Below are 23,290 nucleotides of genomic sequence, written 5' to 3' on the forward strand. Positions count from 1 at the left end.
CGCAGGTACATGGCAATCGTGCGCGGAGCCGGTGAAGACCGGCGCTTTGAGGCGAGTCCTGTGCGTCGGGATCACTAAGGTCGTGTTGTCGGACTTCTACGTCCGTGGGCTCGGGCCGATGCGCGCCTCAACTACGCGCCACCCAGCCCTACTTGCATGACGGGCATGCACACGCACATGCACATTCACGGGGGAGCACATGGCAGGTTTCGGCTCAGGCGGCTTTGACGTGGACCCGGCGGTGCTCAAGGAACAGGGCGCCTCCTTCGGCGAGTTGGGCAAGTCCTTCATGGCCGCCACGAAGGAGCTGAAGTCCGCCCTCGGAAGCGCCGAGAGCGACTGGGGCGCGGACATCATCGGGACCTTCAACGACATCTACGAGCCGGTGCGCGAAGGCATGTCGACGTCGATGGAGCACCTCGCCGACGAGCTCGACAAGATCGGCGGCAACTTGAAGGTCATGGGCACTCAGTACGAGGTGACCGAGGGCGACCAGGCCCAGATCATGATCGGGCAGCAGTCGAGCCGCCCGGGCCTTGGCATGCAGTTCTGACCGCTGAGCACACTCACGCGCCGCACGCACACACGCACGCATGCGCACACGTACGTACGTGTGCGCCGCACCCACGAGCCACCAACACACGCACCACCATCACACGCACCACGGGGGAGTGACACGGCATGGCATTGACCCTGCCCGACGAGGTCGCATGGGTCCTCGACCTGCTCGGCTACAGCTGGCCCGACGCCGACGAGGACAAGATCCACGAAGCGGCCGAGGCCTGGCGACAGTTCGCCACAGCGGTCCGGGACACCCAGAGCGACGGCACCACGGCCGCGAGCACCGTCCTCGGCGCCAACTCCGGTGACGCGGCCGCGGGTTTCGAGGAGGCGTGGAAGAAGTTCTCGAGCGGAGGGGGCGGTTACCTCGAGGACGCCGCGACGGCCGCCGAGATCCTCGCCTTCGCGCTCGACGCGGTCGCCGTCATCGTTCTCGCCAGCAAGATCGCGGTCATCGTGCAGCTCATCGCGCTGGCCTTCGAGATCGCGGCGGCGCAGGCCGCGGCACCGGTGACGTTCGGTCTGTCGGAGGTCGGCGCGGCGGGGGCGACCCAGGCGACCCGGCTCTTCGTGCGCCGCATCCTCGATGAGCTGAAGCAGAAGCTCATCCAGGAGGTTACTCAGGCCGTCGAGCAGCAGGCGGTGCAGTCGGTCAAGGAGATCGTCCTCGACGTGGTGAAGGAAGCGGCCGTCGAGGCGGGCAAGGCGGCCGGGCAGAACCTCCTCCAGCAGGGCGTGCAGAACCACTTCGGCGCGCAGGACGGCATGAAGTGGGGTGAGGCGGCCGTGGTCGGCGCGGGCACGTTCGCGTCGGAGACCGTCAACGGGGCCGCGGGTGCCATCGACGATGCCACGGGGCGGATGGGCCCGGCGGGCAAGCTCGTGGGCGGAGCCGCGAGCGAGGGGCTCGGCGCGGTCGGTGAGGGCATCGGTGAGGGTGTGCACGCGACGGGCGAGGGCGTGGGTCAGGGGGCCGGGGCCGCGGCCCAGAGCATCGTGGACAGCACCGCGGAGAGCCTGCCGGGTGCGGGCGACGCCGCTACGGAGGCGTTGGACCCGAGTTCAATGATCCCGTCGCCGGGCGAGAGCGCACAGGGTGCGGTGGACGGCGCGGTCGAGGGCGCGACCGGGGCGCTCGGCGACGCGGCTCAGAGCGGGGTCGGACGCCTCAGAGGGGACCAGCCGGCGGCGGAGGAACCGGGCGCCGGGTCGAGTACTGGGCCGAGCAATGAGGAGAGCGGTGGATCCGGCCGGCCCGGACAACACTCGGAAGACGCTCGCGCCAGATCCGTCTTCGGCTGACGCAACGCTGTCGCTCACGTCACCGACGTAACTGGCTTCGCTCGCGTCACCGACGTAACTGGCTTCGCTCGCGTCACCGACGTAACTGGCTTCGCTCGCGTCACCGACGCAACCGACTCCGCTCACGTCACCGACACACTCGATGTAACTGACGAAACCGATGTAACGGACGTATGGGACCTGTGTGCACACCGTGGCCCCATGTCGGCCCGTGACATTGTGTGGATCCTGTCACGGCACGGCCGGTCACCTGGGAACCGCCTTGGGTGACCGTGTCAGTTGTGGCTAAAGTACAGTCGCGGCACTGTCGATAAGTGCCACCCGCACCCCAGTCCCCTCCGGGGGCCGAGCGGCGCGGGGACCGATGTCGAATTCTCATGGGGGCTAGTGGCCATGGCCGGTCAATTTAATGTGACGCACGAGGAGATGGTCGCGTTCAGCGGCCGTATCTCCCAGGTGAACGAGTCCATCCAGGGTGAGATCCAGCGACTGCAGACGGTGGTCGACTCGATCACGTCCGGCTGGAAGGGCCAGGCGGCCACTGCGTACAACAACCTGCAGAGCCAGGTGAACGAGGACGCCACCGCCCTCAACCGCGTGCTCAATGAGATCAAGGAAGCGATCGACTCGACGGCCTCGAACTACCAGACGTCCGAGGACGAGCAGGCCGCTTCGATCTCGCACGTCTCGTCGGGCGCCGAGGCCTCTCCCTTCGGATGAGCCTCCCCGGCCGCTGATCCCGCGCCGCCGCAGGCGGGCAGTGGGCAGCGCGCCACCGTCGTAATCCTTCACCACCCTTCCGTCCAACATCCCCCGGGGGAGACATCATGTCCGGTCAGGTTCTGGTCAATTTCCAGACCATTTCCCAGGCGTCGCAGGACGTCAAGTCCACGGCCAGCAACGTCCGCCAGCAGCTCGACGACCTCGAGGCCGGCGTCAAGCGCATCGCTTCGAGCTGGGAAGGTGCGGCCCAGGAGGGCTACCAGGCCAAGCAGCAGGAGTGGGACAAGCGCGCCGCGTCCCTGCACCAGACGCTCGAGTCGATCGCCCGCGCGCTCGACACGGCCGCCCAGAACTACCAGGCGACCGAGAGCCGGAACACCAGCGTCTGGTCGTAACGCGTCGTCGCGCGCGTACTGAGTGACGCGCGCGCAGCGATACGTGACCGGGGGCGGCGGATGCGAAAGCATCTGCCGCCCCCGGTGGCATGTCCGGAGCCACGTTCGGGGTCGTGAAAAGTACGGGGGACGCACTCGATGAATCCGGAGTACCGCAGCCAGGTCGAGCCGCACCTGCATCCCGGGGAGAAGCTGATCGCGGCCTGCGAGTGCGGATTGGCGCCGGGGACGCCGGACCGGCCGCTGTGGCTGCGGCATCCACCGTCGCAGCAGTCCGACCTGGAGCGTCGGATCAAGTCCCGCCTTCCCGGGCCGGTGCGGAACTTCCTGCGGCCGAGCGAGCCGAAGCCCATGGGGCGCGTGGAGAACGCACTGGAGTCGGCCGAGCAGGCGATCGACAACAGCCTGATGCGAGCTGCCCACGGCAAGGCCCTGCACGGCGGCTGGGACGGCCAGGCCGGGCAATTCCTGGTGACGCATTACAGCGCCGCATACCTTCCCGCCGTGGTGCTCATGCTCGCCGTGACCGACCGCCGGGTCCTGGCACTCGCCGACCGCTCGAAACTGTGGCAGCTCAAGCGGGTGTACGAGCCCCAATGGGAGGCGCATCGAGCGTCTGTCACCGAAATCCGCGCGAACCCCAAGGGCCTCCTCCAACGGAGCCGCTTCGAACTCGCCTTCGCCGACGGTTCGTGGATCGCGCTGACCGCGTCCGTGTCCACGCATGCGGGACGCTTCGCCGACCGGGTTGGCTCATGAGGTAGGGCGGTCGCCCCGGCCCACAGTCGACTGCCGCACACCTCTCCGGAAGATCGCCGAGGCCGTCCGCGCACCTACTCTGGTGCGCGGACGGTACTGGGCACAGCACGTCGTGCGCGTTCGATTCGAGCCGGGTCAGGTCTCCACAGCGACCCCGGGAGCGCTCTCCACCGACTCCTTGGCCAGCAGCTGGCCGAGAAGCGGCGCGAGTACCACCACGAGGGCCGTCCAGACCCGCCAACCACCGTTCACCGGCACGAGCAACGCCCCCGCCGCGGCGGCCGCGACCAGCAGACCGACCACGAGGCCCAGCGGCACCGTGCGCGGCCAGAAGCCGCCGAGTTCGAGGAGCTTGCTACGGCGACCGGCGTCGACGGAGACCGGACCGCGCGGCCCGGCGGCGATGTGGGCCGCGACCGTGCGGGGGACGCGCCCTGGCAGCTGCCAGCCGTCGTCGGCGACGAAGTCCGCGGTGACCTTGGCCTTGTCGCCGCCCTGCGGGTTCCACAGGAGCCGGCCCTCGGTGCCGGTGAGTACGGGAGCCGCCGCCCGCAGCTTCGCCGAGATCGCCAACGGGACGTCCTCGCCCGCATCGGTCCGCAACGTCAGGCACGCGTAACGACTGCCGCTCTTCCCGCGGTTGGTCGGAGTGCCGATGCCACCGCCGGTCTCCTCCACGTGCTCCGCCTGCCCCGTGACGACCGCCCGCAGCGCGACCCAGTCGCCGCCCACGCGATGCTCACGACGAGGACGCGCCGCGACACCCGTCCCCACGGCCAGCGCCAGGACGACCGCGATCGCCCACCCGACCGCGACGAATGGAATGCTGCGGGAGGACAGGGCATGCCCGGTGAGCTGTCCCTCGACGGCGTCGACCGAGGTGTCGCCGACCGCGCCGAGGTCCGGCTGCTCCGGCGCGTAGGCGACCTCGTAGGTTTCACCCACCCCTCGTACGCCCTTGCCGTTGTACGCGCGGAATGTCGCGGGCGTGGTCCGATCACCTTCCGCCGACGGCAGGTTGACGGTGTAGTCGGCCATGGTCGAACTCCGCGAACTGCTCCCCGCGGAATCGACGGCCGCGACCGAGACGATCGGCAACTCCTCGATCACGTAGTCGGCGTCCGCGATGGCCGCAGCCGCCCCGGAACGTTCGGGCTGAGCGAAACCGAGACACGCGGCGAGCACCGCCGTGGTCACCACGGCGACCGCGACCGCAGCGACCCGGATCCAGACCCAACGCGCCCCGTGAAGCGTCGCCGGTACCGACTGCACGCCCAACTGGCCTGCGCCCGGCCCCCGTACGGACGCCACCGCCAAGCCGTACGCCTCCGTACGCGACACCCGCCCACCGGATCGCCCCTGCCCCGCGACCGCCACCACACATCCCACGAGGACGGCGAGCCCCACCCACGTGAGCGAGGTCCTGACGGGCCCCGCTCCCAGAAACAGCCAGCTGCCCGTGATGACGACGAGAGAGACGACCCCACAAAGAGAAACCCACCGCCCGAGCCGAACAGCCCCGGTACTCATCGGGCTCATCCGAATGCTCCGAACTTTTCAGTGTCAGGCTTTTCCTTCACGCTGTTGGCGCCTTTCTCGTTTCCCTTCGCAGCATCTTCCTGCGCATCCTTGACGTCGTTACCGGCTTCTCCGGTTCCCAGGCCCACGGCACCATTGATGCCAACATCGATGCCGAGCTCACGCGTTCCGTTGAGGCCTCCCGGAACGTTGACCGCATGATGGGTGGCTGCACCTCCCGCAGCGCCGCCGAGACCGCCGGCGACCGCGCCGATGGTGATCTGGGTGGCGTCGTTGTCGTCACCTTTGATCGCGTTGTTGGTCAGGTCGCCCACAACACTCGCCCCGGCTCCACCGAGGCCGCCAGACACGGTGCTCTCGATGATCCCGCCGCCCAGGCGCCCACCGATAGCAGCTCCTGCCCCGGCGCCGCCCAGCGCACCGTATCCGGCGTTGATGGCGTTGTCCCGCCACTCGGGCCCCTTGCCACTGGCGATGCTGGTCCCCACGCCGGAGGCGAACCCGCCGGTGTACTGCGTGCCCATCTCTACCAGGAACCTCTGCCACTTTCCTGCGCGGGCGAAGGTCTGCACCGCACGGAATGCTCTGGCCACCTTGCTCAGGACGGCGCCGAGACGTGTGGCTGCTCGGGCGGCCTGGGCAGCGAGCCTGGCCGCGTTGGCAGCGCCGGCAGCCGCGCCGAATCCCAGAGTCACGAAGGACAGTGCGACACCCGCGGCAACCGAGACACCGATCTCCAAGTAGATCTGGTGGATCTCGTCATTGATCTCTTCGATCGAATCCGCTGCCTCGTCCAAGCCCTTGGCCGCCTCTGCGAAGACCGGAAGGGTTTCGTCGACGGCCTTCGCCAGCTCGCTCCAGTGCGCCTTGAAGGCGTCGGCCGAATCTCCTCGCCAATGATCGCCAAGAGTGTTCTCCACCTGCTTGTCGAGTTCGGAGAACATGCTCTCGAGGTGCTTGTTCATGGATCGCCAGCCGCGAGCAGCGTCCCGCAAGACGTCGGGGCGGCCACCGGGATTGACGATCTCAATGCCCGCTTCGTAAACTTTTTCGGCGACGCTCTCGTCGCTCATTGGCCGTTCCCCTTGAACAGGCCGGCCATTGCGTCGTCCGCGGAATCCGTGTTGTTCGCGTTGTCCCGCATGCCTGCACCGATGTCGTCCAAATGGCGTCGGAGATTTCCAAGCGACTTCACCATGTGCTCGGCCAACTCGATATATGCAGAGGTCACTTCTTCGGACTCTGTGAGGACGCCGAATCCGTCGTGAATCTGTTCGCTCCCAGTCTTGGAGCTGAACTCCTTCACGTAGCTCTCAAGGTCGTACGCGTATGCCTCGAAACTCTTTCCGAGCTTCTTGAGCTCCGACTCGTCGATGTACATGGCGTCGGCCACGCTTCCAACTCCCCCCCCCGTGAGGTCACTTTGCCGTCCCATTAACCTTAATGGCTCGGTCCTGACGCACGAAGGGCGGCCCTGGCTGGTGCTCGACAGGCGGCAACGCTGCTGGGCTTCGGCCTGCGGTGCTGTGCTCTCGAAGGCCTCAAATGGATCCGTACCCGAACGGGTGGACTCTCTTCGTTCGTGAGCGGTGATCGCGCCTCTTGTGCGGAGGTAACCAGCGTTGGGTGGCTTGTCCGGTTTACGGTCGGAGCCGTGGAGGTGGTGTATCCCGGTGCTAATTCAAAGTTTGGGTGAAATGGTTGAGGACTTATCGGTAATGGCGGTTTGGTGGCCAAGGGGTGGTTGCCCCGTCCCTCACTCCCTCACCCGAACATCGGCCCATCCCCCAACGTCGCAACCCCCGCCCCCACACAAATCGCCCCGACCGCCCACCGCGTCCGCCCGAAGCGCGCGAGCAGCACTCCGCACCCGCTCACCACACCACCCGCGAGATAGAGCACCGTCCACACCCCCACCTCGCTGCCCTGGCCGAGGCGGACGCCCGTGAGGGCGATGGCGACGAGGGCGACCAGCGCGGAGATCCCGGCGGAGACCCGGCGCGCCTGCCGGGCCGCGCGTCGGCGGTCCGCCACGATCCGCTGCCGCCCCTGACCCTGGAACCGTGCCTTCAGCGTCCTGGGCGCCTTCAGCTGTTCGTCGGATTCCGAGCCGTAAGTCATGTCCCGGAGCCTAGACGTCACCGATCTCGCGGGCGGTGGACGCGACAGGTTCCCTACACTCCCCGCCCATGTCGACACCTCACGGCCACGCCCCTGCCCCCACCGCCACCGTCATACGTACTGGTCAGCGCAGTGCGACGAAGGCTCTGCCGCTCTGCCGCTCTGCCGCTCTGCACCGTGCTGACGTCGGTGGGGCTGCTCGTGGGGCGCTCGCACTGTTCGGCGGGGTGCCGGTCACCGTAGGCCTCGGTGCGGACGGCCCCCGCCCGGAGGGCCGTACGATGATCGCCGGATTCGAACCGGCCGACGACCGGCGACAGCGGTTCACAACGGGGGAGTTGTCCAACGTCCATGGCAGACACGGCCCACATCGACATCAACGCCGACCGCGTACGCGCCACGGCCCACGACACTGAGTCCCTGGCCCGCCAGACGGCCAAGCGCCTCAGCCACGCACTCGACACCAGCGACGAAGTGCCCGCCACCCACCACGGCCACGGCTGGCAGAGCCCCGCCGAGCTCAGGGCCTGCGCGCACAAGTGGGAGGAACACATGGTGTCCCTCGCCAAGCGGATGGGCGAGCTGAGCGCGAAGTTGCGTGATTCCGCGGACAGTTACGACCGCGCGGACGCCGAGGCCGAGTCCCGCCTGTGCGCCGGCCTGACCGACCTCTCCGCCCCGGGGAGGTCCTGACCATGGTCGCGTACGAGGGTGTGGCGGGCGCCCACCCGAAGACCTGGGCGACGGCCGCCGGCGAGTGGCACGCGCTGGCCAAGCACGCCCTGGGCGCGGCGAAGGACCTGCGCGAGTACGGCGCCAAGCCGCTCGCCGACAACTGGACGGACGAGGTCGGCGCCACGGCGGCCGCCGAGTTCGAGAAGCTCGCGAACCAGCTCGAGTCGGCGTACGACATCCTGCTCGCGGTCAACATGGTCGCCGACGGCATGACGACCACCATCGAGACCGCGCAGAGCACCCTGCACGCCGCGCTGGACCTCGCCGCGCGCCACGGCCTGGAGATCTCCGCCGACGGAACGATCACCGACCCCGGCGCGGAATCCGAGCAGCCGGAACAGCACCGGGCCGAGGTCCAGGACCTCATCAACCAAGCCGTCGAACAGGCCACCACCGCCGACGAGTTGGCGGCGAAGGAGTTCGCCAGGCTCGCCGCCCAGACCGGCGTCACCGACCCGGACAAGGCCCTCGGCGACCTCCAGGAACACGCCTCCCACGTCCAGATGAAGATGCTCGCCGCGGACATTCCGGTCGGCGCGGACAAGGCGACGGCCCGCCGCTGGTGGCACGGCCTCACGCCCGAACAGCGCAAGGACATGATGCTGGCCCAGCCGGTCGCCCTCGCGCACCTGGACGGCCTCCCCGCCGCCGTACAACATCAACTGCGCGGCACCGACGGCAAGTTCGACCGCGTGAAGATGGTCGAGTACGCCGTCGCCAACTGGAACAAGGCCGACCCCACCGACTTCGGCAACAACTGCGCCAACTTCGTCTCCAACGCCCTGGCGCACGCCGGGATGAAGGAGAAGACCAGCTTCTGGGGCCCTGCGGACGACGACACTTGGATGGCCGGCCCCCGTACCGGAGTCGACGCGATCGACAAGCGTGTCTCCTACTCCGACACCTGGGCCGCGGCCGAGAACCAGCAGAACTTCATGCTGAAGCACGGCGGTTCGGAGATCCCGCAGGCGGAGGCGAAGCCGGGCGACATCATTTACTACGAACAGGCCGGCACGGCCGACACCGCGGACAAGGGCAACACCCACCACGCGGCGATCGTCACCGCGGTGATGCCGGACGGCGAGATCAAGTACACGCAGCACAACAACGAGTACCAGAACGTCAGCCTCGAAGGCCGCCTCCCCTCGACGGAGAAGAACCAGGGCGACCAGAACCTGCGCATCGTCCGGCCGTCCCCGGACTGGTACTGACGCGTGTGCCGACGCCGATGCCGACGCCGCCGACCTACGCTCGGCGCCTTCCTCTGGCCCTGGCCCTGCTCGTACCGCTCCTGGCCGTGGCCTCGGCGGCCCTCCTGGTGGCCCACTTCTCCTTCGAGGGCGACACCTTCCAGCACTGCCGCTACTTGGGCCCGTTCACGCGTTTGTACGTCACGGCGTGGGCCGCTCCGTTGTGCGGATTGGCGGCGTTGGCACTCCTGTTGGCGCTACGCCGCGGGGCGCGGGGGCGAGGCGGATCGCCGGGGCCGGGACGGGTGGCCACGGCGGCGACGTGCCTCGTCCCTGTCCTCCTGCTGGCCCAACTCACGGCCCTTTAGTGGGTGTACGCGCCGGACACGGCGGGAGGGCAGGACTGTTCGGGTCTCATGGTGACCCGCGTCCTGCGTTGACACGCCCTCAGGTGATGAGGAAGCCCCGCCTCCGGGCAACTATCCTTCGAACAACTGTCACAGTTGGGATAGTTGTGCCACGAGGTGCAGGGGGAGCGCATGGCGATCGAGTTACCCGACGAGCTTGTCTGGGTCATGGACCTGATGGGTCTGAACTGGCCTCAAGTGAACGAGGACGCAGTCCACGAATTCGCAGGACACGTCCGTACCTTCGCGGGCGACATCGGTGCCTCGCAGGAGGAGGCGTCCGCGACCATCCAAGCCATGGCGGCCTGTTATGAAGGGTCGTCGTACGACCGGCTCGCCGAGACATGGAGCCGGCTGGCAACCAGCCACATGAGCGAGCTCATCCAGGGATGTGAGATGGCAGCGGTCGCCCTGGAGGTCGCGGCAGCCGTCATCGTCGCGGCCAAAGTCGCCGTCATCGCCCAACTCATATTCATAGCTGCACAGTTGGCAGTAGCGGCCGCTACTGCCATCGTCACCCTCGGGGCCGCCGCCGCAGCCGAGGCCGCACTGATTCAGGTCACCAAGAAGGTGGTGAACGAACTCCTCGAACGCGCCCTGGAAGAGGTGGTCGCCCACCTCGCGACCCAGGCCGTCGAACCGCTCGAGGACATCGTGGGGCGCGCGCTGAAGGGCCTGGTCCTGAAGGGTGTCGAGTCCGCGAGCGAAGCGATAGCCGGCCCCGCCGACGCGGGCGGCGGCACCGGCTTCTCCGTCCATCCGGACGAACTGCTCAAGCACGCCGATGACTTCAAGAAGCACTCCGAAGCTGTCGCCGGACACGCCGTCAAATTCAGTAATGGGGCGGCGGGAGTGTCGTTCGGATGAGCCACCCGATAGCCAAGGCACTCGAAGACGCCGCACAGCGAATGGGCAGGAAGCTCAGCAAGGACGCCGCCAAGGCCGTCGGCGACATGTACAGCCAGGTCGGGGACGGCACCAAGAAGGTCGTCAAGAACATTCAGGACGCGGACGGGCAGCACGCCCACGAACTCCTCAACCTCGCGAACAAGGTCGCCAAGAACGGCGGCGAGACCGGCAGGGGCTCGCGACGCAGAATGCGCGAACAGGCCGCCGCGAGAGGCGAGTTCAACCAGCGCACTGGCGGCCAGAGTGAGTACGACGCGGAGATGGTCCTCGACAGGAACAAGTACCCCGAGTCCGCGCAGCACATCGAGGACGCTCAGAACGGCACCAACTGGCGCGGCGACCGCCAGCGGCCGGGTCCTGCCCAGCCCGACATTCTCACCATCGACAGAAACGGGGCGGACGACAACCGCACCGACTCGCTCCGCGGGATTCCGACCGACAGCCCGCGCGACCGGGACGAATACCCTCCGGCCATGTACAAGGAGGGAGGAACCGGCGCGAGCGTCCGGTACATCGGGGCAAAGGACAACCAAGGTTCGGGGTCGGCCATGGGAAATGCTGTACGCGGCTTACCCGACGGCACGAGAGTCAAGATCTCGGTGCGCTGAGGGTGCACTCCAGAGATCGCCGGGGACGCCAGGGATCGCCGAGGGGCGCCAGGAATTGCCAGGGGGGAGTCGACGCGCGATGCGCCGGAAGGCCCCCGTTCCAGAGGCCAAAGGAGAGGATGACCTCATGAACTCTGCCGAAAAGCTGATCTCGTATGCCCGCGAGGGGCACTTCCGGGAGGCACTGCCACAACTGCTCGAGATCGCTCGCCGGCCCGGCGGCGCGCGCGGCCCCGTCTGGGAAGCGGCCGCGGCATCGATTCAGATCCTGCTGTGGCGGGACCGTCCCGGTGAAGCCGCGGACCTGGCCGAGTCGCTGATCCGTACGGACGCTTCGAGCGGTGGGGAATTGTGTGACCAGGACATGCCGTTCGACGAGGCGCTCCTGGCGACACCGGAGGCTTCCGAGGAGGCCGTCGCCGACCGCCTTGCCGCGGTGGCGGGGGCCGTTCCGGCCGGGCGCGTCCTGCATGAACGGCTGAATTGGCTTTCCCAGCAGTTGGCGCAGCGCTCCTTGGCGGAACTGACGCCCGGGTTCGAGCCGTGGGGTGTGCCGCTTCCGCCCTCGGGCGCCAAGCATCGCTCGCCACTCGTGGAGCGTGATTTCGAAACGCTTACCGCGGAGGAAAAGCGCGTCGTATGGATGTCGCTCAGGACGGCCAACGACTTCCCGCGCGCACACGAACTCGTCGCACAGGGCGGGTACACCCCGGGCCAGTACGCCGAGTGCACCTGGATGGCAGGATGGTATGCGGTCCAGGGAGACATCGAGCGTGGTGAGGCCATGTTGCTGGCGGCGCACGGCGGATGGCACCCGTACATGAAATGGGACGCCCTCCCCACGGATCCCGTCCTTCAGCCAACGCTCCGGCTGGTCGCCACCGACCGCGTACGCGAGCACTATCTGACACGGCCCATCGGCCCGGAAGCGAAGTGATTCGGAATGTCCGACGACGCAACGCCCGAGGACTCAACGCCTGACGGCGCAACGCCCGAAGGCGCCACGTCCGACGGCGCGCTGGAACAGCTCCTGAGCCGCGCCCGCGGCCCCATGGGCCCGGCCATCGACCTCGACTTCGGCTGGGAAACCGGCCCCCTCGCCGAGCTCGGCACGGTCATCTCCCGCATGAACGGCTTCTTCCTCTTCAACGCCGGCGTCCAGGTGTTCCGCGCGGGCGACGAGGGCCTCGGCCCCGACCTCCTTTCCTGGAACAGCGAAGACCTCTGGAAAGACACTTACGACGATCTCGCCGACGACATCTTCTGCTTCGGCCAGGACATCTTCGGTACGCAATTCGGCATCGTCGACGGCGCGAAGGTGGTCACCCTCAACCCGGAATCCGCGGAACTGACCGAACTCGGAACCAGCCTCAACGACTGGGCGAAGTGGCTCCTCGACGACCCCGACGTCAACGGCACGGCGAGCTTCTCCCACGCCTACCAGAAGGCGAACGGCGCGCTGGACCCGGCCGAGCGCCTGATCCCCCGCCGCTTCTTCGTCGCGGGCGGCGGCTACGACTTCGACAACTTCAAGGCCGTGGACGCGGCGACCGCGATGCGGATCCGGGGGCCGATCGCGCAGCAGGTCTTCGATCTGCCGGACGGAGCGACGCTGCGACTGCCGAGCCCGAATCCCTTCGGGTGAGGTGAGGCGAGGCGGGCCGCCGGGTCGGCGGCACACTTACGTGGGCCTGGGCTCGGGCCACTTGTTGCTGGCGAGCCGACATCGACCATGCTCACGGCGCCGGAACAGCCCAGGGCTTTCGCATCAGCGCCAGGCCATGACTCGATGAGAACGGACCGCATGAGCCCCACCTTCACCCGCCACCGCTTGGGCCAGGAAGCGTGAGTACCGAATTCAGCGTTCACTATCCGACTGCGCAAGAACGGGCAGTGGCCAACTTTCAACGCCTCATCAAGGTACGAGGCGGGAACGCGATCCATGTCCAAGGGGTGTTTCCGAACAAGGGTGCACCGGACGGTATGGGCCCGAGTTTCACCCTCTTCGCGGACCCGGCAGGGAGCGGGCCCTTGTGTTCTGTGGTCCCGCGAGCGGGCGGGCTGAACCCGGGCGCCGACCTCGTTGTGACGGGACCTGACGGGGGCGAACTGGGCGTGCTGCGACTGCCGGCCCCAGGCGACGGCGGGCGCCGCCGGTACGAGATGCAACTACCGGACGGCACAAGCCTGGTCGGCCGTCGCGGAACCGTCAGCGCGTGGATTCTGTACGTTCTGCTCTCACCGCTGCTGCTGTTCTACAACGTGGCGAGTCTCGTCGGCGGATACGGCGGCCCCGATTGGCATCTGCCATCGCGGACGGCGTGGCGCGCCATGGGCGCCCTTCGACTGGGCCTCGCCCCCTTGAAGTTCTACGGGATGACCGACAAGTACAAGGTCCGGGCGGACCGTTTGGACATGCGGGTCGTCTACGCGCAGGCCGTGCTGCATGAGTGGGACGGCTGAGGGCCGCAAGGATCCGCTCGGCGTTTCCGGAGAATCCGGCCCATACCTCGCCCTCCCACATCTTCTGGTAGCCATGGCGTGCCTCGCGTCGCGGCCAGGGCCCCGCTGACATCAGAGAAGGTGATCCGCCTTCCCCGCCTTGATGTCCGTGATCAGCGCACGAAGCGCTTCGCGGCTGTCGGTCACGTAGGCGTCCTCGGCTCCGGCCACGGATATATAGGCGTTGCCGTCGGGGTCGGTGCCGAGGCGGAAGCAATTGGCGCCTTCCCCGCAGAACGGGTCTTCCCAAGTGATCGCCGGCATGTGGATGTCTCCCTTTCCTAGAGGCTTGACGCCAGGGTGCGGATGAGATCGAGCGACGGGTCGGGAGGTAGTGCGGCGCCCTCCGTCGCGTCGAGTTGAGCCCGGTACTTCTGCAACTGCGACGCCGAGTCCACGAATTCGGGCCCGTGCGTGCTGTCGAGTTCCACGGTGTCCAGCTCGGGGACCGGCCCTTCGGCGTATACGACCGACTGCCCGGCACCTGGAAAGCCTCCGGCCTTGAACGGGATTACACGGACGGTGACTTGGGGGTGCTCCGCAGCCTGCAGAACTCGCGCCAACTGGCGGTGGGCCACTTGGGCCCCACCGAACTCCATCCTCAGGGCTGCTTCGTGGATCACCAGGTCGAGTTGCGGTGGATCCGACCGGTCGAGAATCCGGCACCGCTCCATGCGGTGCGCGACGCGCGTGTCCACATCGACCGCCGGTAGTTGAGGGATGACCTGCTTGAACACCGCTCGCGCGTGGGCCTCCGTCTGAATCAGGCCGGGCAGGTGCACTGTGACTGCGACCCGCAGGCGCCGCGCATGCCACTCCAGTTCCGCGATGTCCAGGAAGGTCGCGGGGAGCCGGCCTCGGTAGTCCTCCCACCACCCCTTGCCCCGCTCGGCGGCCATCTCGGCCAGCGCATCGACGAGACGCGGGTTCACGCAGGCGTAGTGCCCGGCGAGGGTACGCACCCGGTCTGGGCTGATACCGGACCGTCCCGACTCCATATTGGGGACGTTGGTGCGGGGGACCCCGAGCAGGCCGGCCGCGGCTTCGGTGGTGATGCCTGCGGCGGTGCGCATCTTGCGCAGCTCGACACCAAGACGCTTCTGGCGTGCGGTCGGTGTGCTCCTCGGCGGCATGCGCCCTCCTGTACGACGACGGGAACAGTCTGCCTTGTCCGTACGGTGCTCGGAGTTCTCGTGCGTGGGTAGTACGTGTACTCCCACCATGCGCTACATTGAGTAACGCACACGCTACACACGGCAGTTGGCAGTGCATCGCGCGAGCCTGCCCGCAACCTCCCGCCCTGGGAGGGGCGGGCCCGCGCCAGGGAGACGAGCCACCGGCTGCCGCGACATTCCCTTCAACACCCTCATACGCAAGGGAGTTCGCCATGCCCGAAACCGCGGTGCCTGCCGCAACGACCCCCATCGCCTGCCCGCCCCGCCCCGACGGCCGCCCGGCGCTTCCAGAGAACCTGGCCTACAGCCTCACCCTCCCCGCCGCGCTCACCTCGCCGGCCCTGGCCCGCGCGGCGACCCGCGCGTTCCTCGAAGCACACCATCTGCACGACATCCTCGACGCCGCCCTCCAGGCGGTCGGCGAACTCACGGCGACCGCCTGTCAGTTCGCGCCCGAAGCCAACGTCTACGTATCCCTGCGCTACCGGGATAACGCCCTGCGGGTCACCGTCTACGACGGACACCCACTCCACATCAACCGCCACCTCGCCGCAGCGTGCGACACCCGCCGCCGCACGGCACTCCGCCTCCTCGCCCGGCTTGCCCGCGAGTGCGGAGGCGGCTGGGGGTACGGGCCCGCACGGGAGCCCGGAGGCGGCACGCGGACGTGGGTGGTGCTGCCGCGGGAGGGGGCGGTGGCATACGGGAGGTGACGGGTCGGGGCGGGGCGCCGGGGTGGGTGGTGGGTCCCGGCGCCGGTCCGCCCAGTCGCCGGCGTCCGCCCCGTCGAGAGGGGCGTGGTTCAGCCGTTCAGCGCGGAGGCGACCGCTCCCCAGGCGATCAACACCACAAGTCCGGCCGCGCACAGGGGAATAGAGCGTGCTTTTCGGCCTCGAATGGCGAGGGAGGCGGCGACGACTGCGGGAATTACCGAGACCAATGTGGATGCGTCGAACTCGCCCCGGAGTAGTGACACACAGGTCACTGCCAGGTAACACACAGCGAAAATCAGTGTGATGGCGGGCAATGCGCGCAGGGCTTGCCGTTTCGCTCTGGTGAGTTGTTGATCTCCATCGGATCCGAGTGGCTGGCCATCCTGGTCCTGCCAGTTCCAGCTGAAGATATTCCTGGGCATGTTGTTACGGTACCTTCCGGCCGCTTTGGCAATCATCGGAGGGGAGTGGGCGCTGATGAGCTTCGCAGTTGAATCGGCGGATCTTGGGGCTTACGGGAAACAGGTCGACCGCGCCGCGGAAGACGCACAGTCTGTTGATGACTACGTCAAGAAATATGGCAGAGCTCTGGGCAACTCCTCTACGGAACAAGGCTTGTTGCTGGCGCCTTTGGAGTTGCACGAGCAGGCGATGGACGACGCCGGCAAGGCGTTGTCGCGGGTCCACACTCTCCTGGATCGAAGCGGAGCGGAGTTGACCCGCTCCGGTGCGTATTACCGGGACACGGATGCGGAGCAGGCCGCCAAGGTGGATGCCACCTACCCCGACGCCCAGCGTGCAGCGGCCGGAAACGGCGGGGGTGGTGCGACGCAGAGCTTTTCGGATGCGACCGAGCCCTCGTCCCGACTGAGCGCTCCGAGTAAACCGGAGGAGTACTCGCACGGTCTGGTCAGTGACGCCGTCGGGGCGGTCAGTGATTGGCTCAGCCCCAGCTATTGGTCTCTGGAGGCAATCAAGTTCGTCTTTCAGGCGGAACAGGACCCGCTGGAGCAGGCGCTCGGATGGTTCGCGGGAGACTGGGAGTCCTACGCCAAGTGTGCCGAAATGTGGCAGAACTCGGGAAGCGCCCTTGGTGACTTGGGTGCGAACATCCGGTCCGGGAACCAGCGGCTCGACCAGTCGTGGAACGGAAATGCGGCAGATGCCGCATATAAGTACTTCGATGAGTTGGCGAAGAGAATCACCGAAGTCGGCACGTCGCTGAAGGACCTCCAGGGGCACTACTCGGAGATATCCCTTGCGGTGTACGAGGCGCTGAACCTGGTCAAGGGTGTGCTGACCGCGATCGCGGACGCATTGATCCTCATCGAGATCGAAGTGGCTGCTGGAACGCTACTGGCGGAAACGGGCGTTGGGGCCGTCGTGGGCTACGGCCTCGCCGCGCTCGAAGTCGTCAAGGTGATCCGGCTGTGGGGGCAGGCGACCGAGGCCTACTCGGCGGCAGAGCAGTCGGTGAAGATCGCCGTGGCCGCGGCCGCGGCGCTGTCCGGAACCATCGGAGTGGCGGTCAACCAGCTGCCTGCGGTGGGGGAGAGCTATGACCACCCGGCTGTTTGACGGACGTACGAGGCGGTCGTAGGTCCCGTGTTGGGCCGGCGGTATGTGACGGCCGGCGGCGCGGTCGCTGTAGTCGCTTCCGGGCCCACTGGTGCATCGGATTTTGGAACAAGGGAGGCCCGCAGATGGCCGAAGAGCAGGTCGGGGACGAGGAGTTCCTGGACATCGCCAGGGAGCCGGCACGCGCCAGGGCTCTGCGTAGTTCGCTCCAGCGCCTTGCGCAGGGGGGCGGCGGGGAGGTCGTCCAGGAGATGGCGAAGGAAGTACTGGCGGGCAGGGTGGGATTGCGCGAGGCGATGCAGAACTCGGCCTACCGAGAGGCCCTGTCCGACCGGGTGCGCGACGGTTTCCGTGCACTGGAGGAGCTGCCGCCCGACGCGCGGCAGGCTGCGGAGGACGAGGGGCGTCGCCGATTGGCCACGTATCAGGACGAGATCGACGAGGAGCGGCGCCAGCGGGGCGGCGCGGCCCGGGAGGCTGGGCCGCGTCATGACGGGCGGGGCTGGAGCCTCTATTGAGCTGGTCCGTTGAGCTGGTCCACGTGGCTCGTCCAGTGAGCTTGTCCACGCGGTTCGCCTACTGAGTTCGTTCTGCGCCGACGTGGTCAGCGGGACACGAGGTCGGGGTAATTGCACCGCTTATGTCCCATGGGGCAGCGTATCCGCCGCACCTGTCGCGGAGTTGTGACGGGCAGCACCGAGCGGGGTGTGGGTGCCGTTCGATAAGCTATAGGCAGGCTTGTGACAGGGGACCGGACTTATCGCCCCCAACGGGAAGAACGGGACTAGCAGGATGAACGGGGAGGGCCAAGCGCATGGCCGGTGACGGGTACAAGGTCGATCTGAGCGCGCTCGACAACGTCATCAAAAAGCTGAACGGGGTCATCGGAGACCTCGGCAAGGCGAACACGGATACCAAGCACAAGACGTACCTCCCCAAGGGTGCGTTGGGGTCCGGATTCGACGAGGCCGAGAAGCTGACCGCCGCACATGACGAGATGAAGACGTACCTCGAGGCTGTCGTCGACCACCTGGAGTCGGTGATGGACGACTTCGGTTCGAAGACGAAGCGGGCGCATGGCGCGTACCAGGACGCCGAGGCGGACACGGCGAGCTCAGTCAATGGAGCCACGTCGGCGTCGACCGGTGGGTCGTCGAGTGGTGCCTCGGGTGGGGCATCAGACGGGTCGATGTTGTGACGCACTGGGCGGGCAGCGGAAGAGAAGGGGAGACGGGGCAGAGATGAGCGACAAGGGCGCGGACTACACGTACGTGGCGCCGATGCAGTGCTACGCCGGCAAGAACACAACCAACTTCAAGGACCACGACATGGACACGATGAAGTCCATGGTCCAGAACTCCGACCCTAGTGCCGTACATGAGGCTGCCCAGGGCTGGAAGGGTGTGCACGACCAGCTCGTAGAGGTTAAATCCGTCTACGAGGCGGCCGTGGCCGAGGTGATGAAGGACTGGGAAGGTGCTTCGGCTGATCAGTTCCAGGCCCGGTCGAAGGTGATCTCGAAGAAGATCCATGACACGTCCACGTACGCGACGTATGTCTCCACGTCGATGACGAGCGCGGCTAACGTATTGGGTGACATCAAGCCCGAGGTCATGGCGATGGAGAAGCCGAGCGGTGGCAGCAGCATTGGTGACCGCCTCACTGACGGCGGTCGGGACGAGGACGGCCTGAACCGGGACATCTCCAACTCGAATGTTTCTGCGCAGCACATCGTCGACAATCGCGAAGGCGACATGTCGGAGGGTCGCGAGGCGCAGATGAAGATGGCCGTGAAGATGGAGCAACTGGGGACGGCCTACAACGGGCAGGCCCAGTCGATGGGGTCGTGGAAACCGGGGCGAGGGGGAATTGGTGACGACGGCGATTACCCGGGTGAGCCCGGCGGCGCCGCTCCCGTACCGATTGTCGCTGGTTCCGTAACCAGCCCCTCCGGTAGTGCTGGTGCAGGCAACCTCAGTCGCTCCACTGGCTCGGGTTCCTCGATCAAGGGCGTGAAGTCGCCGACCGCGGACGGCATCAGCGGGGGTATCGGTTCGCAGAAACCGACGGCTGGTTCGCAGATCGGTGCTGGCAACCTCAGCTTCGGAGGTGCCTCGGGTGCAGGTGCCGGTGGTGTTGGTGCGGGCGCCGGGGCTGGCGCTGGTGGCGGCATCGGCGGTGGCGCCGCTGGCTCTGGAGCTGGTGCAGGGGCCGGTGGTGTCGGTGGTGCGGGGATCGGTGGTGGGATTGGTGCCGGTGCAGGCCTCGGTGCGGGTGCCGCAGGCCGTGGCGGCGCAGGCGCTATGGGGCGCGGCGGTCTCGGTGGTGGTGCAGGTTCGGGAGCCGCCGGTAAGGATGCCGCGAAGGGGCTGAAGGGCAACTCGCTCGCTCGCACGAAAGGCGGCGAGATCGGCAAGTCCGTCGTCAAGCCGGGATCCGGGCAGCAGGGTGGTTCCGCCCTGCGCCAGAAGCCGAAGACAGCGACCGGCGGTGCAGGACAGAACGCCGGACGCAATGGTCTTGCTGGGCACGGTGCGCAGACAGGCAAGGGTAAGGACAAGAAGGGCCGTGACAACTCTCGTCCGGACTATCTGGTCGAGGACGAGGAGACCTGGGCGAACAGTCGCACTGTTAACCCCAAGGTCGTGGAATAGTCAGGCCTACTGGTTAAGTATGCGGTGAAGACAAGACGGGGCTCGCAGCCTTCGGGCTGTGGGCCCCGCCCTGCGAGGGAAGGTGTTACGGCATGAGCTTCACGCGAGCGCTGCGCGCGGTGGGCGCTGCGGCAGCGGCGGGAGCGTTGCTTTTCGCGGCTGCGCCGTCGGCGTCGGCGGATCAGGTCAGGGACGATCAGTGGCCCCTGACGGCGTACTCTGCCGACAAGGTTTGGAGCGAGGCGACCGGAAAGGGTGTCACGGTCGCGGTCATCGACGGCGGCTTCAAGACGGACCACCGCGACCTCGCTGGCCAGTTCCTCAAGGGCAAGGACTTCGTCGACGGGGACACCTCGGTCGAGCCAGACCCGAGCCAGGACAAGCCTGAGCATGGCACTGCGATGGCAGCGATCATCGCTGCTCATGGTCATGGGGCTGGTGGCGCTGCCGGTGTCAAGGGGTTGGCGCCGGATGCCAAGCTTCTTCCACTCCGAGACGAGGGCGAGAAGGCGGACGGCTTCGCTGCGTCGATCAAGTACGCGGTCGACAAGGGTGCCTCCATCATCAATATCTCTCAGGGCGGACTCGACCCCGCGAATCCGCAGGGGGACCCGGCTGAGCGCAAGGCGATTGCCTACGCGTTGGACCACGGGGTGTTGATCGTTGCGGGCTCAGGAAACGACGGCGTCGGTCCTGAAAAGTCACGGGAGTTCTTCCCCGGTGCGTATCCAGGTGTCCTGACGGTGGGTGCTGTCGACAGTGACGGCACGATCTGGGAGGGCTCTAACTACGGCGACCACGTGCTGTTGTCTGCCCCAGGCGTCAAGATCGTCACTGCTGGCCTGGACTCTGATGGCTACGATCTGAACACCGGCACTTCAGATGCCACGGCCTACGTCTCCGCCGCCGCCGCCCTCCTCAAGCAGAAGTTCCCCGACCTCACCCCCGGCCAGATCGCCAACCGTCTGGTCAAGACCGCCGGGCTCCCTGCTTCTGCGAAGGGGGCGTCGCTCCCCGACGAACACTACGGTTACGGTTTCATCCGTCCGTACTCCGCCCTCACGAAGAACGTGTCGGCCGGCTCGAAGAACGGCCCATTGAAGACTGGCGAGTTGAACGCGTCCATCGCCAAGGCCGACGGTTCCGGATCCCCGGCTCCTGAGGCCACGAGGGGTTCGGGCGCCTCAGACTCCGATTCCGGCGGTATCAGTACGGGCGTGATCATCGGCATCGCCGCCGGTGTCCTTGTCGTCCTGGTGATCATCGTCGTAGCGATCGTGCTCAGTCGGAAGAAGAATGGCGGCGGCCCGCCCCCGCCCCCCGGTGGTGGCTGGGGCGGCGGTGGTCAGGCGCCGTATCCCGGGCAGGGATACCCGGCGCAGCAGCCGAACCCGTACCAGCAGCAGGCGCCCCCTGCGCCGGGCTCGTACCCGCAGGCTCCCTCGCAACCGCCGTACGGTCAGCAGTAGTTACCTTCATCAGCGCTGCACCCGCGCCCCGCGTCTACGTCGGACGTGGGGCGCGCGGCGTTGCAGGTTGCTCCCGCAGCGAAGTACCTGGTGCAGCGACCGGCCGCCGGTAGCGGCCCTATCGCCAAACGAGGCCCCACCCAAGGCAATTGGCCCGGGCGGGCCCTTCGTAAGGGGATTTTTGTGCTTTTCTTCGAGTAGCCCAGGGAACGGCTCAGGACGGATTCGTCTCGCTCGCGGGGTGTGACGAGTGCGGAGCAGTCGTTACGAGATAGCAGAGAACCAGTCCGATGAGGGCGCCACCGGTCCCGGTTACCCAGCGCCAGACCCCCGTGATGTCGAAGGTCAGCAGTGCGGCACAACCGATGGCGACCACGGCGAGCATCAGCACTGACGGTGCCACATAGAGCAGCCAGGCGGAGTGAGGGTTCCAGAGCCGCAGCGCGCGCGGCTCGCCGTTACCTGCGGCGGTCTTTTCGACAGAGAGGCCCTCGGGGGCGACCATCTGCGCGTCGTCGGCTTTGAGCATTCCGTGCATCACCCAGCCGCGGTCGGACACCAGCGCAGCCGGAGTGTCGCCTGAGGATGATTGCCGACGGTCGGTGCTGCGGCGGGCGTCCCAGCACAGCCAGACCGGCTGCCCCGCCAGGGATTTGGGGACGTGCTTCTCTGTGACAGAGGCCAGGAAATGCGCAGTGCGGGACGATGCGGTGACGACCTTCAGACACATCTGCTTCTGGGAGCCTCGCTCCCAGAAGCCGGGCCCCAGGCATGTCCCGCGTACGGCCATGTCGGTGCCGCTCAGCCGCGAGAAGGAACGGAACCCGTGGCGCAGGGAAAGACCATCCACGGAGAGGGCGATCCCGAAAGCCCAGGCGATGCCGACGATCAAGATGCGGCCAGTCCCCATCGTGGAGCCTTCTAGTTCCGCACCGAGGCTGTCCCGGTCTCCTGCGACGGCGCCTAGCCCAGGGCGGGACGGGGCGTAGAGGACCGAGACTTCGCTCCCCTTGTGCGGACGGTCGGGAGTGACTGGATGGACCGTAGTCACTACCGGAGTCCCGCCTGTCTCAGGGGCAAGCTGGACGACTGCCGTCGAGGTGTAGTAATCACGGCCCTTGCTTGGATCGTGAAACTGGACGTCGCTGACCCTTTCCACCGGGACGTGGGCGTATTCCGAGCCGGGATCGGAGATCCTCTGCACGAGATCCGGGCGCTGCGGAATGCCCATCACCAGCGCGAGAAGGGTCACCAGCGCTGTGCAAACGCCTAGGGTCCACACGAAAGAACGCCATTGCATACCTCGGCGTGAGGGCAATACCCGGGGTGGGCCACCCGCTGCTGTGGAGCTCAGTCCACTCAGCTCTGCGGTGCCCGAGAACTCGGCCACCGCGACCGTGGAGTACGGTCGTGAGCTGTACCGACTGCGGCGGATACCCCGAAGGTTACGTTGATCAGGGCTGTGGTGTGGTTGGTGCTGCTTCTCGTTGCGACCTTGGGTCCCGAGGTCGCAGAGGGCTTCGCGGCGTTCGCCTTCATGGTGTGGTCGTTCTTCCTGATCGGTCCAGCCAAGGCGGTGCACTGGCACGTGATGGTCGGCCGGGTGTTGAAGTCCGGGCCCTGGCAGTACGGCGTCGCGGTGCGGCGGCTGGACGTAAAGGTGGGTGGGGGAACGGCTGTTGAGGTTCGGCTCGGCCTTTCCCCGGATGCAGGGGTCGATCCCGTATCGGCAGCGACTGTGCCGGCCGGGTCGGCAACCGGCAAGGTGGCGCCCCCGGTCTTCGCGGCGCGTACCTGGCGGCGGCGCAGGCGCTGGGGGCATGACCTGGAGAAGGGGGCCTGGTTCGTGGGTGATCCGGAGCGTGCGGGCGTCATCGCCACACCGGGCGGGCGCGAGTTCAGGACGCTGCACCGGCCGCAGCGCGTGGGGTGAAACACCGGCCCGGGGCC

Annotated in this window: 28 protein-coding genes; 20 read left to right on the forward strand and 8 right to left on the reverse strand. The window is 67.3% G+C overall.

Annotation, left to right across the window (positions count from 1 at the left end):
• Positions 1 to 199: 199 nt before the first annotated feature.
• The 5 genes from ACWD2L_RS32160 to ACWD2L_RS32180 all read left to right on the forward strand — a co-directional run bounded on the left by ACWD2L_RS32160 (position 200) and on the right by ACWD2L_RS32180 (position 3,740).
• The gene (locus tag ACWD2L_RS32160; RefSeq protein ID WP_351333728.1) at positions 200 to 553 is read left to right on the forward strand and encodes a WXG100 family type VII secretion target; all 354 of its coding nucleotides are present in this window, start codon (positions 200 to 202) and stop codon (positions 551 to 553) included.
• Between the two features lie 128 nt (positions 554 to 681).
• A complete protein-coding gene (locus ACWD2L_RS32165) occupies positions 682 to 1,863 on the forward strand; it encodes a WXG100-like domain-containing protein (RefSeq protein ID WP_351333726.1) in 1,182 nt (393 codons plus the stop codon).
• A 393-nt stretch (positions 1,864 to 2,256) separates the two neighbouring features.
• The gene (locus ACWD2L_RS32170) at positions 2,257 to 2,583 is read left to right on the forward strand and encodes a WXG100 family type VII secretion target (protein WP_351333724.1); all 327 of its coding nucleotides are present in this window, start codon (positions 2,257 to 2,259) and stop codon (positions 2,581 to 2,583) included.
• Positions 2,584 to 2,690: 107 nt separating this feature from the next.
• Entirely contained in the window at positions 2,691 to 2,981 is a 291-nt protein-coding gene (locus ACWD2L_RS32175) for a WXG100 family type VII secretion target (RefSeq protein ID WP_351333721.1), read from the forward strand.
• A 138-nt stretch (positions 2,982 to 3,119) separates the two neighbouring features.
• Positions 3,120 to 3,740: a hypothetical protein gene (locus ACWD2L_RS32180; RefSeq protein WP_351333719.1), complete on the forward strand. Its 621-nt coding sequence runs from the start codon at positions 3,120 to 3,122 to the stop codon at positions 3,738 to 3,740.
• A gap of 135 nt (positions 3,741 to 3,875) precedes the next feature.
• On the opposite strand, the gene ACWD2L_RS32185 is transcribed toward ACWD2L_RS32180, so the two are convergent.
• The 4 genes from ACWD2L_RS32185 to ACWD2L_RS32200 all read right to left on the reverse strand — a co-directional run bounded on the left by ACWD2L_RS32185 (position 3,876) and on the right by ACWD2L_RS32200 (position 7,400).
• On the reverse strand, positions 3,876 to 5,279 hold the full coding sequence (locus ACWD2L_RS32185; RefSeq protein WP_351333716.1) for a hypothetical protein: 1,404 nt from the start codon (positions 5,277 to 5,279) through the stop codon (positions 3,876 to 3,878).
• On the reverse strand, positions 5,276 to 6,352 hold the full coding sequence (locus tag ACWD2L_RS32190) for a WXG100 family type VII secretion target (RefSeq protein ID WP_351333713.1): 1,077 nt from the start codon (positions 6,350 to 6,352) through the stop codon (positions 5,276 to 5,278). Before ACWD2L_RS32190 ends, ACWD2L_RS32185 begins: the two co-directional genes overlap by 4 nt.
• Positions 6,349 to 6,672: a hypothetical protein gene (locus tag ACWD2L_RS32195; protein ID WP_351333711.1), complete on the reverse strand. Its 324-nt coding sequence runs from the start codon at positions 6,670 to 6,672 to the stop codon at positions 6,349 to 6,351. Before ACWD2L_RS32195 ends, ACWD2L_RS32190 begins: the two co-directional genes overlap by 4 nt.
• A 371-nt stretch (positions 6,673 to 7,043) precedes the next feature.
• Positions 7,044 to 7,400, reverse strand: coding sequence for a hypothetical protein (locus tag ACWD2L_RS32200; RefSeq protein ID WP_351333708.1), 357 nt, complete (start codon positions 7,398 to 7,400; stop codon positions 7,044 to 7,046).
• 351 nt (positions 7,401 to 7,751) lie between these two features.
• Between ACWD2L_RS32200 and ACWD2L_RS32205 the strand changes: the two genes are divergently transcribed.
• The 8 genes from ACWD2L_RS32205 (at position 7,752) to ACWD2L_RS32240 (ending at position 13,712) form a co-directional block, all read left to right on the forward strand.
• Entirely contained in the window at positions 7,752 to 8,093 is a 342-nt protein-coding gene (locus ACWD2L_RS32205) for a type VII secretion target (protein ID WP_351333705.1), read from the forward strand.
• A gap of 2 nt (positions 8,094 to 8,095) precedes the next feature.
• The gene (locus ACWD2L_RS32210; protein WP_351333702.1) at positions 8,096 to 9,346 is read left to right on the forward strand and encodes an amidase domain-containing protein; all 1,251 of its coding nucleotides are present in this window, start codon (positions 8,096 to 8,098) and stop codon (positions 9,344 to 9,346) included.
• A gap of 5 nt (positions 9,347 to 9,351) precedes the next feature.
• Complete coding sequence (locus tag ACWD2L_RS32215; protein WP_351333700.1) at positions 9,352 to 9,693, forward strand: hypothetical protein; 342 nt, start codon at positions 9,352 to 9,354, stop codon at positions 9,691 to 9,693.
• Positions 9,694 to 9,864: 171 nt separating this feature from the next.
• A complete protein-coding gene (locus ACWD2L_RS32220) occupies positions 9,865 to 10,599 on the forward strand; it encodes a WXG100-like domain-containing protein (protein WP_351333697.1) in 735 nt (244 codons plus the stop codon).
• The gene (locus tag ACWD2L_RS32225; RefSeq protein WP_351333695.1) at positions 10,596 to 11,249 is read left to right on the forward strand and encodes a NucA/NucB deoxyribonuclease domain-containing protein; all 654 of its coding nucleotides are present in this window, start codon (positions 10,596 to 10,598) and stop codon (positions 11,247 to 11,249) included. The genes ACWD2L_RS32220 and ACWD2L_RS32225 overlap by 4 nt, the downstream gene beginning before the upstream one ends.
• Before the next feature lie 127 nt (positions 11,250 to 11,376).
• Entirely contained in the window at positions 11,377 to 12,186 is an 810-nt protein-coding gene (locus ACWD2L_RS32230) for a hypothetical protein (protein WP_451192746.1), read from the forward strand.
• A 6-nt stretch (positions 12,187 to 12,192) separates the two neighbouring features.
• Entirely contained in the window at positions 12,193 to 12,894 is a 702-nt protein-coding gene (locus ACWD2L_RS32235; RefSeq protein ID WP_351333689.1) for an SMI1/KNR4 family protein, read from the forward strand.
• Positions 12,895 to 13,094: 200 nt separating this feature from the next.
• Entirely contained in the window at positions 13,095 to 13,712 is a 618-nt protein-coding gene (locus ACWD2L_RS32240; protein WP_451192749.1) for a hypothetical protein, read from the forward strand.
• 111 nt (positions 13,713 to 13,823) lie between these two features.
• On the opposite strand, the gene ACWD2L_RS32245 is transcribed toward ACWD2L_RS32240, so the two are convergent.
• Both ACWD2L_RS32245 and ACWD2L_RS32250 read right to left on the reverse strand, forming a co-directional pair.
• Positions 13,824 to 14,015, reverse strand: a complete 192-nt coding sequence (locus ACWD2L_RS32245; protein ID WP_351333683.1) for a hypothetical protein — start codon at positions 14,013 to 14,015, stop codon at positions 13,824 to 13,826.
• 17 nt (positions 14,016 to 14,032) lie between these two features.
• Positions 14,033 to 14,884: a helix-turn-helix domain-containing protein gene (locus tag ACWD2L_RS32250; RefSeq protein ID WP_351333681.1), complete on the reverse strand. Its 852-nt coding sequence runs from the start codon at positions 14,882 to 14,884 to the stop codon at positions 14,033 to 14,035.
• A gap of 254 nt (positions 14,885 to 15,138) precedes the next feature.
• On the opposite strand from ACWD2L_RS32250, the gene ACWD2L_RS32255 reads away from it, so the two are divergent.
• A complete protein-coding gene (locus ACWD2L_RS32255) occupies positions 15,139 to 15,639 on the forward strand; it encodes an ATP-binding protein (RefSeq protein ID WP_351333678.1) in 501 nt (166 codons plus the stop codon).
• 89 nt (positions 15,640 to 15,728) lie between these two features.
• Here the strand turns inward: ACWD2L_RS32255 and ACWD2L_RS32260 are convergent, their stop codons facing one another.
• Positions 15,729 to 16,061 carry a hypothetical protein gene (locus tag ACWD2L_RS32260; protein ID WP_351333675.1) on the reverse strand — a complete coding sequence of 111 codons (333 nt, stop codon included), beginning with the start codon at positions 16,059 to 16,061 and terminating at the stop codon, positions 15,729 to 15,731.
• Between the two features lie 55 nt (positions 16,062 to 16,116).
• On the opposite strand from ACWD2L_RS32260, the gene ACWD2L_RS32265 reads away from it, so the two are divergent.
• From ACWD2L_RS32265 to ACWD2L_RS32285, 5 genes are all read left to right on the forward strand, one after another.
• Positions 16,117 to 17,217: a hypothetical protein gene (locus ACWD2L_RS32265; protein ID WP_351333672.1), complete on the forward strand. Its 1,101-nt coding sequence runs from the start codon at positions 16,117 to 16,119 to the stop codon at positions 17,215 to 17,217.
• A gap of 125 nt (positions 17,218 to 17,342) precedes the next feature.
• Positions 17,343 to 17,735, forward strand: coding sequence for a hypothetical protein (locus tag ACWD2L_RS32270; RefSeq protein WP_351333669.1), 393 nt, complete (start codon positions 17,343 to 17,345; stop codon positions 17,733 to 17,735).
• Between the two features lie 296 nt (positions 17,736 to 18,031).
• Complete coding sequence (locus ACWD2L_RS32275) at positions 18,032 to 18,415, forward strand: hypothetical protein (protein ID WP_351333666.1); 384 nt, start codon at positions 18,032 to 18,034, stop codon at positions 18,413 to 18,415.
• Between the two features lie 43 nt (positions 18,416 to 18,458).
• Entirely contained in the window at positions 18,459 to 19,871 is a 1,413-nt protein-coding gene (locus ACWD2L_RS32280; RefSeq protein ID WP_351333665.1) for a WXG100 family type VII secretion target, read from the forward strand.
• A 92-nt stretch (positions 19,872 to 19,963) separates the two neighbouring features.
• Positions 19,964 to 21,340: a S8 family serine peptidase gene (locus ACWD2L_RS32285; protein ID WP_351333663.1), complete on the forward strand. Its 1,377-nt coding sequence runs from the start codon at positions 19,964 to 19,966 to the stop codon at positions 21,338 to 21,340.
• 214 nt (positions 21,341 to 21,554) lie between these two features.
• On the opposite strand, the gene ACWD2L_RS32290 is transcribed toward ACWD2L_RS32285, so the two are convergent.
• Positions 21,555 to 22,592 (reverse strand): hypothetical protein, encoded by a 1,038-nt coding sequence (locus tag ACWD2L_RS32290; protein WP_351333660.1) that lies wholly within the window; start codon positions 22,590 to 22,592, stop codon positions 21,555 to 21,557.
• Between the two features lie 222 nt (positions 22,593 to 22,814).
• Between ACWD2L_RS32290 and ACWD2L_RS32295 the strand changes: the two genes are divergently transcribed.
• A complete protein-coding gene (locus ACWD2L_RS32295; RefSeq protein WP_351333659.1) occupies positions 22,815 to 23,273 on the forward strand; it encodes a hypothetical protein in 459 nt (152 codons plus the stop codon).
• Positions 23,274 to 23,290 lie beyond the last annotated feature (17 nt).

It is taken from the genome of Streptomyces sp. NPDC002754 (genome assembly GCF_053592315.1).